At 75.0% G+C, this 10,493-nt stretch carries 11 protein-coding genes and 1 pseudogene; 5 read left to right on the forward strand and 7 right to left on the reverse strand.

Features of this window, described 5'->3' with window-relative positions; all coding sequences use genetic code 11:
• Positions 1-231 precede the first annotated feature (231 nt).
• The 4 genes from E1298_RS38055 to E1298_RS38070 all read left to right on the forward strand — a co-directional run bounded on the left by E1298_RS38055 (position 232) and on the right by E1298_RS38070 (position 4,739).
• The gene (locus E1298_RS38055) at positions 232-2,067 is read left to right on the forward strand and encodes a glycoside hydrolase family 3 protein (protein WP_131902169.1); all 1,836 of its coding nucleotides are present in this window, start codon (positions 232-234) and stop codon (positions 2,065-2,067) included.
• 94 nt (positions 2,068-2,161) lie between these two features.
• Positions 2,162-2,734, forward strand: a complete 573-nt coding sequence (locus E1298_RS38060) for an AAA family ATPase (RefSeq protein WP_131902171.1) — start codon at positions 2,162-2,164, stop codon at positions 2,732-2,734.
• 211 nt (positions 2,735-2,945) lie between these two features.
• Positions 2,946-3,536: a lytic polysaccharide monooxygenase gene (locus E1298_RS38065; RefSeq protein WP_131902173.1), complete on the forward strand. Its 591-nt coding sequence runs from the start codon at positions 2,946-2,948 to the stop codon at positions 3,534-3,536.
• A gap of 576 nt (positions 3,537-4,112) precedes the next feature.
• Entirely contained in the window at positions 4,113-4,739 is a 627-nt protein-coding gene (locus E1298_RS38070; RefSeq protein WP_243726058.1) for a phosphatase PAP2 family protein, read from the forward strand.
• Between the two features lie 6 nt (positions 4,740-4,745).
• Here the strand turns inward: E1298_RS38070 and E1298_RS38075 are convergent, their stop codons facing one another.
• A complete protein-coding gene (locus E1298_RS38075; protein ID WP_131902177.1) occupies positions 4,746-5,498 on the reverse strand; it encodes an alpha/beta fold hydrolase in 753 nt (250 codons plus the stop codon).
• Positions 5,499-5,578: 80 nt separating this feature from the next.
• On the opposite strand from E1298_RS38075, the gene E1298_RS38080 reads away from it, so the two are divergent.
• Positions 5,579-6,526, forward strand: coding sequence for a helix-turn-helix transcriptional regulator (locus E1298_RS38080; protein WP_131902179.1), 948 nt, complete (start codon positions 5,579-5,581; stop codon positions 6,524-6,526).
• A 3-nt stretch (positions 6,527-6,529) separates the two neighbouring features.
• Here the strand turns inward: E1298_RS38080 and E1298_RS38085 are convergent, their stop codons facing one another.
• The 6 genes and pseudogenes from E1298_RS38085 to E1298_RS38110 form a co-directional block, all read right to left on the reverse strand.
• Positions 6,530-7,096, reverse strand: coding sequence for a GNAT family N-acetyltransferase (locus E1298_RS38085; protein ID WP_131902181.1), 567 nt, complete (start codon positions 7,094-7,096; stop codon positions 6,530-6,532).
• Positions 7,097-7,105: 9 nt separating this feature from the next.
• Positions 7,106-8,167 carry a YihY/virulence factor BrkB family protein gene (locus tag E1298_RS38090; RefSeq protein ID WP_131902183.1) on the reverse strand — a complete coding sequence of 354 codons (1,062 nt, stop codon included), beginning with the start codon at positions 8,165-8,167 and terminating at the stop codon, positions 7,106-7,108.
• A gap of 31 nt (positions 8,168-8,198) precedes the next feature.
• Positions 8,199-8,606, reverse strand: a complete 408-nt coding sequence (locus E1298_RS38095; RefSeq protein ID WP_131902185.1) for a DUF3618 domain-containing protein — start codon at positions 8,604-8,606, stop codon at positions 8,199-8,201.
• The gene (locus E1298_RS38100; RefSeq protein WP_131902187.1) at positions 8,603-9,100 is read right to left on the reverse strand and encodes a phage holin family protein; all 498 of its coding nucleotides are present in this window, start codon (positions 9,098-9,100) and stop codon (positions 8,603-8,605) included. The genes E1298_RS38095 and E1298_RS38100 overlap by 4 nt, the downstream gene beginning before the upstream one ends.
• A 212-nt stretch (positions 9,101-9,312) precedes the next feature.
• Positions 9,313-9,519: pseudogene (locus E1298_RS38105) on the reverse strand (RNA ligase family protein); the annotation flags it as partial.
• A gap of 42 nt (positions 9,520-9,561) precedes the next feature.
• Positions 9,562-10,493: MFS transporter (locus tag E1298_RS38110; protein WP_131902189.1), on the reverse strand; the 932-nt coding region annotated here is incomplete at its 5' end.

A 10,493-nucleotide genomic window follows, 5' to 3' on the forward strand; every position in this document is an offset into this window, starting at 1 on the left:
GGCCCGACGACGGCGGCGCCGGCCAGCACCAGCCCGAACGCGACCGCGGGGTGCATGTCCGGTGGCGCCGCCGCTGACCCCGGACGCTTTACCGCCTCCAGGACGAGCCCGGACGGCATCGTCGACCCGGCACGGTGGACGGGGACGCGGCGCCGGGTTAGCGTGCCACCAACAGCTTGATCGTTTTCGGATCGTCCTCATCGGGCCGCTCGGGGGCGGGAGGGAGCCGTCATGTACCGTCCCCGCAGATGCCTGGCCGCGCTCACCACCGGAGTGCTCGCCGTGACCGCCCTCAGCGCCCCCGGCGCCCGGGCCGGCGGCCACCACGCCGGGAAGGACCCCAGGCTGCTGCGCGTCCTGCGGTCGATGACGCTGGAAGAGAAGATCGCGCAGCTGTTCGTCCTGCAAGTGCACGGAAAGAGCGCCGACACCACCGACCCCGCCGCCGTCGCCGCCAACCGCAGGCTGTACGGGGTCGACAACGCCGCCCAGGTCGTCGCCCGCTACCACCCCGGCGGGTTCATCTACTACTCGGCCGGCCCCGCCAACGTCGAGAGCCCCGCCCAGCTCGCCGCGTTCTCCAACGGGATCCAGCGCGCCGCGATGGCCCAGCGCGTCCCGATCCCCGCCACGATCGCCACCGACCAGGAGGGCGGCATCGTCGCCCGCGTCCCGCCGCCCGCCACGCAGTCGCCCGGCGGCATGGCCCTGGCCGCCGGACGTCGCGCCGGCGACGCCGAGGCCCTCGCCCGCATCACCGGACGGGAACTGCGCGCCATCGGGATCAACCAGAACTACGCGCCCGACGCCGACGTCAACGTCAACCCCGCCAACCCCGTCATCGGCGTCCGCTCGTTCGGCTCCGACCCGGCGCTGGTGTCCTCCATGGTCACCGCGCAGATCGACGGGTACCGCGCCGGGAACGTCACCGCGACCGTCAAGCACTTCCCCGGCCACGGCGACACCACCACCGACAGCCACACCGGCGTCCCGCGCATCGGCCACACCCGCCAGGAGTGGGAGCGGCTCGACCTGCCGCCGTTCCGCGCCGCGATCGCCCGCGGCGCCGACTCGATCATGACCGCGCACATCGTCGTCCCCGCGCTCGACCCCTCCCTGGACCCCGCCACCCTGTCGCGGCCCATCCTCACCGGCATCCTGCGCGACCGGCTGCGCTACCGCGGCGTCGTCGTCACCGACGCGCTCGACATGCAGGGCGTCCGCGACAAGTACGGCGACGAGCGCATCCCCGTCCTCGCGCTCAAGGCCGGCGTGGACGTGCTGCTCAAGCCCCCTGCCGACGCCTCCGGCAACGGCGTGTTCGCCCGCCAGCTCGCCGCCGTCGCCGGCGCGGTCCGCAGCGGCGAGCTCACCGAGCGGCGCGTCGACGAGTCGGTCTACCGGATCCTGGAGCTGAAGAACAGGCGCGGACTGTTCCGCGCCCCCTACGCCGACGAGTCCCGCGTCGGCCGCGCCGTCGGCACCCCCGCCCACCTGGCCGCCGCGCAGCGCGCCGCCGACCGCGCCACCACCCTGGTCAAGAACGACGGCGGCGTCCTGCCGCTGCGGCCCGGCCCCCGCAAGGTCCTGGTCACCGGATGGGGCGCCGCCGCGACCGCCGCCCTGGCCACCGAGATCGGCAGGCGCGGCGCCGCCACGACCGTCCGGGAGACGGGCCTGAGCCCCGGCCAGGCGGCCGTCGACCGGGCCGTCGCCGCCGCCCGGGACCAGGACCTGGTCGTCGCCGTCACCAACCGCGCCTGGGACGTGCGGACCGACGGCGCCCACCAGGGCCCCGGCCAGATGAACCTCGTCAAGGCGCTCGTCGCCACCGGCCGGCCCGTCGTCGTCATCGCCGCCCGCGACCCCTACGACATCGCCTACTTCACCGAGGCCCGCACCTACCTGGCCACCTACTCCGCCACCGCCGAGTCGCTGCGCGCGGCCGCCAAGGCCCTGTTCGGCGAGATCGACCCGCGCGGGCGCCTGCCGGTCGCCATCCCCGCCCGCGACCGGCCCGGCACCCTCCTCTACCCCTTCGGCCACGGCCTGAGCTACCGGCACTGACCCCGCGGGACGGCCCGAGCCCGCCCGGCGCCGTGCCCAGGACCACCGGAAATCCACGTGCGCCGGGACGGCCCGCCCCGGCAGGATGATCTCCATGGCCCTCCCTTCGAACCCCGACGCGGCCGGCGGGCCCCTTCCCGGATGCCTGATCATCTCAGGGCTCCCCGGGGCCGGAAAGACCACGGTGTCGCGCCTGGTGGCGGCCCGGCTGCCGCGCTCGGCCCGCCTGGACGGCGACGACGTCGCCAACATGATCGTCAACGGCCGGGTCCGGGTCGACCAGCCGGGCGAGGAGTCCCGGCGGCAGCTGCGGCTGCGCGCCCGCAACCTGTGCGCGCTGGCCGCGAGCTTCGCCCGGGACGGCTTCACGCCGGTCATCGACCACGTCGTCCCCGACCGGGACGTGCTGGCGTTCATGGCCGGCGGCCTGCGCCCGCTCCCGGTCATGTTCGTGGTCCTCGCGCCGCCGCTGGAGGTGTGCCGCCGCCGCAACCTCGCGCGGCCCGCCCGCGAGCGCGTCGACTTCGACTTCGGCCCGCTCGACCGGTCGATGCGCGAGGAGCTGGACGGGACCGGCTGGTGGCTGGACACCGCCGCCATGACCCCCGAGGACACCGCCGACGCCATCACCGCGCACGCCCGCCGCCGCGCCCTCGTCGCGGCCTGAGGCCGCCCGCCCCCACCAGCGGTCGCGAGCGCCCGGTCCGGCGCCCGGTCCGGCGACTCGTCCGGCCCAGCACTTGACGGACCGCGCCGGAAGGGCCACCTTTCTCATTGACAGGAAAGTTTCCTTTGAGTTGGCGGGCCGTCCATCCGGGCGACCCCCGGCTCACTCCGCACTCCAGGTCCCCAGGACCTCCCCGCCAAGGAGACGCAGGATGCCCAGGAAGACCAGCCTCGCGCTCGCCGCCGCCACGACCGTCGCACTCCCGGTGGCGCTCGCGGTCCCGGCCCTCTCGCACGGGTTCACCAACTCGCCGCCGAGCCGCAGCTACCTCTGCGGCACGCACAAGGTCACCAACTGCGGCCAGGTCGAGTGGGACCCCGACGGCGTCGAGGGCCCCAAGGGGTTCCCCCAGAGCGGCCCGCGCGACGGCACGATCTGCGCCGGCGCCGACGGCCGCTGGTCGCCCCTCGACGACCAGCGCGGCGGCACCGGCTGGCCCGCGACCAAGGTGACCGCCGGCGCCATCAGCATCGCCTGGCGCTTCACCGCCCCGCACTCCACCACGTCGTTCCGCTACTTCCTCACCAAGGACGGATGGAACACCACGCAGCCGCTGACGCGCGCCGCGCTGGACGCCACGCCGTTCCTGCAGCAGAACTACAACGGGCGCCAGCCGTCCACCACCGCCACCCACACCGGGACCCTCCCGGCGCGGCACGGCCGGCACATCCTGCTCGCCGTGTGGGACATCGCCGACACCGGCAACGCCTTCTACCAGTGCTCCGACGTCGACTTCGGCTGACGTCAGGCGCACCGGCGCCCCGGTTCCGGGCGGCGGCCGCTGCCGCCGCCCGGAACCGGGGCGTGTTCCACTCCGCGCCGCACGGGCGCGGGACACCGCACCTGGGCGATGCCCTGGTGCCCCGAACCCGCTAACCGCGCCCGGGGCGACCGCACCCGCTGACGGGACCCGCGTGGCCCGGGCCCGGGTGGCCGGGTCCGCTGACCAGGCCCGCGTGGACCCGGGTCCGGGAGGCCCGGGGCCCGGGCGGCCGGGTCCGCTGACCGGGCCCGCAGGTCAGGACGCCTTGGCGCCGACCGCCTTCATCAGCGCCGGCCAGACCAGGCGCGCCTCCCGGGCCCGCGCGGGCGGTTGTGGCGGCCGTCGCCGTAGATGTGCGCGGTGCAGGGAATCCGCCGGGTGTGTCCTGCACCCCACCGAAACGATCTGCGAGGCGGAGTAACAAAAGCCCCCGCCGCATTGCGGAGAAGTGGGACTTTCCCCGAATCCCGCCGCATGAGGCAGGATCGAGGGATGCGGGTGCCCCGGTCGGGGGGCGGGCGCCTTCGCGGTCGGCCGCCTCCCCACGCGTTGCCGGTGGCCGCCGCCGTGGTGACGGCGGCGGCCACCCTCGACGTGCTCGCCGGGGGCCCGCTCCGCCACCTGGACCACTGGGTGTTCTCCGGCGGCCTGCCCGCCCGCTCGGGGGCCTGGCACTGGGCCTGGCGGACGGTCGTCAACGGCGGCCAGTACTGGCTCGCCGGGTCGCTGGCCGCGATCACCGCGGTCGTGGTCGCCTGGCGGTCCCGCAGCGCGGCGCTGCTGGTGCGCGCCGGGATCTGGCTGGCCGCGAGCGAGGGGACGATCCGGGGCGCGCAGCTGGCGTTCGGCCGGACGCCGCCGCGCACCGGGCAGGACGCGCTGTTCGCGGGCGGCTTCCTGTCCTACCCGTCCGGCCACGCCGCCAACGCCGCCGCCTGCCTGCTGTTCGCCGCGGCGCTGGCCGGGGCGTCCCGCGGCTGGACGGCCGCCGCGCACGCCCTGGCGGCCGGGGTGGCCCTCGCCGTGGTCGCGCTCGGCTACCACTGGCCGACCGACGCGCTCGCCGGGTGGGGGCTCGGCGTGCTGATGGCCTGCGCGGGCCGCGCCCTGGTCGTCCCCCGCACCCGCGCCCCCGATCGCAGGACCGGCACCGCACTCGACGGTGACCGATCGGTCACTTGAGCGCGTTCACCCCTGCGTGACGGCGGACTCCTCCAGCAGCGCCGCCAGCTCACGCGGCCGGGAGAACATCGGCCAGTGCCCGGTGGGCAGCTCCCGGTAGGTCCAGCCGGGCCCGGTCATCAGCGCGAAGACCGGGTTCCCGCCCGCGGCCATCTGCCGCACCATCTCGACCGTGAAGGTGTCGAGGATCAGCGTGCGCGGGACGTCGGGCAGCGGCTCGGGACGCGTCAGCGGCTGCGTCACCGTCCCGAACGGCTGGGGCGTGCCGCGCTCGCGCATCGCCGCCAGGTGCTCCTCGCTCAGCCCCGCCAGGTTCACCGGGTCGGCCCCGGGGTCGAACGGCGGCACCGCGAGCCGCCACCCGTCGCCCTCCGCCGCGACCCGCTTCTCCATCGCCGCGCGCGTGTCCGGGTCGTAGAAGTCGATGCCGGCCAGCCCCGACGGCATCGGCCCGGTGTCGACGTAGACGATCCGCGCGACCCGCTCGGGGACCCGGTCGGCCGCCCCCGTCGCCGCCATGTTCGCCCCGCTGTGCGCGACCAGCACCACCTCGCGCAGCCCGCCGTCCTCGATCAGCCCGGCCAGGTCGGCGATGTGGGCGTCGAGATCGACGTGCGGACCCGCCTCGCCCGCCCGCTCGGCCAGCCCCGGCGGCGTCACCGCGTGCACCTCGTGCCCGCCGGCCCGCAGCCCGGCCGCCACCTCGTCCCACGCCCAGCCGCCGAGCCAGAAACCGGGAACCAGTACGAACGTCGCCATGTCAGCGCCCTTCCTCGTGAATGTGATCCCAGCGTAAAGTCGATACCGGACAGAAACCGCCCGGATTAAGCGAGTGACCCGTGTCACACCCCACGACCCGCGTCCTGGCCATGCTCGAACTGCTGCAGGCCAACCACCGCATCCGCGGGACCGAGCTGGCGCGGCGGCTCGGCGTGGACGAGCGCACCGTCCGCCGCTACGCCGCCCGGCTGGAGGACCTCGGCGTCCCCGTGGTCGCCGAACGCGGCCGCTACGGCGGCTACCGCCTGATGCCGGGCTACAAGCTGCCGCCGCTGATGCTCACCGACGACGAGGCCACCGCCGTGGTCCTGGGCCTGCTCGCCGGGCGCCGGATGGGCCTGCCCGGGCAGGCCACCGAGAGCGCCCTGGCCAAGGTCCAGCGCGTCCTGCCCGCCGCGCTGCGCGAGCGGGTCCAGGCGCTGCGGGAGACCCTCGGGTTCACCCTCGCCGCCCGAGACGCCGCCGCGCCCGCCACCGAGGCCCTGCTCACCCTCGCCGCCGCGGCCCGCGAGCGGCGCCGCGTCCGGCTGCGCTACCGCTCCTGGCGGGGCGCCGACAGCGAACGGGACCTGGACCCCTACGGCCTGGTGTTCCACTCCGGCCGCTGGTACGTCACCGGCCACGACCACCGCAGCGGCGAGGTCCGCACCTTCCGGGTCGACCGCGTGGCCTCGGCCGAGCCCGGCACCGCCGCGTTCGAGATCCCCGGCGGCGTCGACCCCGTCCGGCACGTCACCCGGTCACTGGCCGCCGTCCCCTACGCCCACGAGGTCGAGGTGGTGCTGGAGACCTCCCTCGCCGAGGCCCGCCGCCGCGTCCCCGCCTCCACCGCGACGCTCACCGAGGTGGACGGGGGAGTGCTGATGGCCACCCGCGCCGAACGCCTGGACGGCATGGCGCGGATGCTCGCCGGACTCGGCTGGCCGTTCATCGTCCGCCGCCCCGCCGAACTGCGCGACCACGTCCGCGACCTGGCCAGGACCCTCACCGAGCAGGCCGGCCGCTAGGGCTCAGCTCTTCTCGCGGGCGTGCCACTCGTCCTGGAGCATCGCGTAGACGATCTCGTCGGTCCATTCGCCCTTGACGATCTCGTTCTCCACCAGGTGCGCCTCGCGGCGCATGCCCAGCCGCTCCAGGACGCGGGCGGACGCGGCGTTGCGGCCGTCCAGCCGGCCCACGATGCGGTGCAGGTCCAGCCCCTCGAAGCCGAGCCGCAGCACGACCTCGGCCGCCTCGGTCGCGAAACCCTTGCCGTGGTAGCCGGGATTGAGGATGTAGCCGATCTCGCCCTGGCGGTGCTCCCGGCTGCGCCACTGCAGGTTGACCTCGCCGATCACCGCGCCGGTCTCGCGCCACACCACCGCCAGGACCAGCCAGTCGCCCTCCTTGTCGACGGTGGAGGCCGTCATCTTCTGCTTCAGGAAGGACCTGGACTCCTCCAGGTTCCGGGGCTCCCAATACAGGAACCGCGCCACCTCCGGGAGGGACTGGTAGGCGAACAGGCCCTCCAGGTCGCCCTCACGGAACGGCCGCAGGGTCAGCCGCTCGGTCTCGATGGGATATGTGGGACGCAGCACATGGTGATCCTATTCACGTGATTCCCTGTTGGGCGACCCGTGATTTCCCGGAAACCGCCCCGAAGCCCGAAGTTCGTCCTCCCGCCGCCCGTTTCCGGAGCCGTCCGCGCCGCGCGGCCCGTCCATTCCGGCCTCGCGCCTGTCCGCCTCGTCGAACGCGCGGGTGTCGCGCAGCTCCACATAGGGCTCCCGCTCGGGCGGCAGGCCCGAGGCGATGGCCCGCCCGCGCTCCAGCTCGGCGTTCAGCTCCGCGCCCAGCAGGATCGCCAGATTGGTGATCCACAGCCAGACCAGGAAGACGATCACACCGGCGAGGCTGCCGTAGGTCTTGTTGTAGGAGGAGAAGCCCGCCACGTACAGCGCGAACGCCGCCGAGGCCACCAGCCACAGCGCGATGGCCAGGACACCGCCCGGGGTGACCCACCGGAAGCCGCGCTTGGCGTTCGGCGCCGCCCAGTACAGCAGCGCGAACAGGAAGCTCACCACGATCAAAAGGACGGGCCACTTGGCGATGTTCCAGGTGGTGACGGCCGCCGAGCCGAGCCCGAGCAGGTCGCCGGCCTTGCGGGCCAGGGGGCCCGACACCACCACGGCGATCGCCGACGCCGACAGCAGCACCAGCGTGACCAGCGTGACGCCGATGCGGATCGGGACGGTCTTCCAGATCGGACGGCCCTCGGGGATGTCGTAGACGATGTTGGACGCGCGCATGAACGCCCCGACGTAGCCCGACGCCGACCACACCGCCGCGGCCAGGCCGACCAGCGCGACCACCCCCGCGCCGCCGCGGTTGCCCTGGAGCTCGGTGAGGGAGCTGACGAGCAGGTCCTTCACCGGGCCCGGGGCCAGCCCGCCCACGTTCTTGATCAGATCCTGGGTCACCGACCGGCCGCCCAGACCGACCAGCGACACCACCACCAGCATCGCCGGGAAGATCGACAGGACGGCGTAGTAGGTCAGCGCGGCGGCCCAGTCGGACAGGTTGTCGTGCTTGTACTCGCCCGCGGTGCGCTTGAGCGCGCGCCCCCACGACGGCGGGGGCAGGTCGGTGGGGCCGGCGGGTGTGCTCATGACTGCCTCTCTCGCTCTCTCGCGGCGGCTGTCAGAACGGACGGCGCCGCACCCGCACCGGGCCGGACCGGGAGCGCCGGAACCGCGCCTTGACCGCCGGCGACCGGTCGCGGCGGCGCCGCACCAGCACCGCCACCAGCGCGACCGCCCCCGCCGACGCGGCGACCGCGCCGCCCTGCCGCGCCCTGGCCTTGCCCTGCCGGGACGTCGCCGCGCCCTTGGCCGTGGACGCCCGCGACGACGCGGCGTCCCGGGCCGAGACGGCCTTATCACGAGCCCTGTCCCTGGCGTGGGCTGCCTTCTCCTTCGCCATGCCCTTCACATCGGCCTTGGCCGCCAGCGCCTCGACGGTCTCCCCGAGGTCGTGGCGGGCCCGGTCCACCTCCTGGCGCAGCTCCTCGGTCCCGGCGTCGGCGCCGTGCCTGCCCTGGGTCGTCATCGGTGCGCCCTCTCCTTGATCTCGCTGACGGTCTGGCGCGCGCCGTCCATCGCCATCTCGGGCTTGGGGGGCGTGGCCTGCGCGGTCTGCCTGCGGCCCAGCATCGCCAGCACACCCGCGACCGCCAGCAGCACCGCGCCGACGATCAGCGCCGACGCCCACACCGGCAGCACCAGCGCCAGCGCGGCGACCGCCGCCGCCAGCAGCACCCCCACCCCGTACAGCGACACCAGGCCCGCGCCGCCGAACAGCCCGGCGCCCGTCCCGGCGTGCCGGCCCTTGTCCTTCAGCTCGGCCACGGCCAGACGAAGCTCCGCCCGCATCAGCTCCGACACCTGCTGGGTGGCCTGCCTCACCAGCTCGCCGGTGCCCTGCCCGTCGTGCTCGCCCGGCACCGTCCGGGCGTGATCCTGCCGGGACGCGCCGTCGTGCCGGGACGCGCCCGCGGTTCCGGCACCTGTTCTGCCGTCGTGTGTCGGCCGCACGGTGCTCATAGCCTCTGGGCCCCCTCCACGTGCTCTCCGTTTCCGAAGCCTGCTTCAAGCTTGGACTAGAGCCCGTTCCCCCTGCTCGCGACCTAAACGTCACGCCCCCGCCCACCCAGGCCACCGCCGCGGACGCGGCTCACCCGAGCCGCGCACCGCTCGCGCAGCTGCCCCGACACGTTGGTGGCGTTCCACACGAACGACCGTCCGGCACGCAGGTGCCCGCGCGCCAGGTAGTGACCGCGGCTCTGTAACCGCGGCCCGCCGTCGGCGGAGAAGCTGATGCCGCGGTTCGCGCCGTCCGGCTTCTCCTCCACCACCAGGTACCGCCCGGCGATCGCGTCGAACGGCACCGAGGCCAGGTCGTGGTCACCGGGCTGGAGCCGGGAGCTTTTGATGTGCCGTGTCCGGGGGTACTTGCGAAGCACGCCGACCGTTCTAAGGGTCACACCCGCCCTGCCAACCGGATATCAGCGGGACGGGACGACGCGCACCAGCCCCAGCGCCGCCAGCCACAGGGCCAGGCTCACCCACGCCAGGGTGTGCAGGCCCGCGGTGAAGTGCGCCGGGCGCAGCGCCGAACCAGCGACCGCCCCGTACACCGCGACGCCGAGAGCGGTCCCGACCTGGCGGGCGGTGTTGTTGAAGCCCCCGGCCAGCCCGGCGTGCCCGGACGGGACGGCGCGCATCGCCGCGGCGACCACGGCCGTGACGATCAGGCCGTCCCCGATCCCGACGCCGAGCAGCACCGGCAGCAGCGCCCCGTAGGAGCCGCCCGGGCCCGTCGCCAGCAGGCCGAGGGACCCGGCGGCGGCGATGGCGGTCCCGGCGGCGAGGGGCACCCGCGTCCCGAACCGCGCCGTGAGCCGCCCGCTCACCGGCGCCAGGATCGCCAGCGGCACCGCCATCGGCAGCAGCATCGCCCCGGCGGCCAGTGCCGAGCGGTGCTCGGCCTGCTGCAGCCGGAGGGTCGCCACGAACAGCACCCCGTTCGTGGCGAGGTTCATGATCAGCGCGATGCCGCCCGCGCCCAGGAACGCCGGGGCCCGCAGCAGCCCGCCCGGGACCATCGGCGCCGCCGCCCGCCGCTCCGCCACCGCGAACGCCGCGGCGGCCGCCACCGTCAGGACGGCCGTCGCCGCGGCCGTGCCGCGCTGCCCGTGCCCGAAGGCGATCACCGTCCAGACCAGGCCGCCGAGCACGACGGGGGCCAGCGCCATCCCCGCCAGGTCCAGCGGGACGGCCCGCCGCTCTCTCGCCCCCGCCTCACCGACGACGGCGAGCACGCCCGCCATCGCCGCCGCCACGATCGGCACGTTCAGCAGGAAGATCCACCGCCAGCCGGCGGAGTCGACCAGCAGCCCGCCCAGCAGCGGCCCCGCGGGCAGCGCCGTCGTCGGTG

The organism is Actinomadura rubrisoli, assembly GCF_004349215.1.
Classification (GTDB): Bacteria; Actinomycetota; Actinomycetes; order Streptosporangiales; family Streptosporangiaceae; genus Spirillospora; species Spirillospora rubrisoli.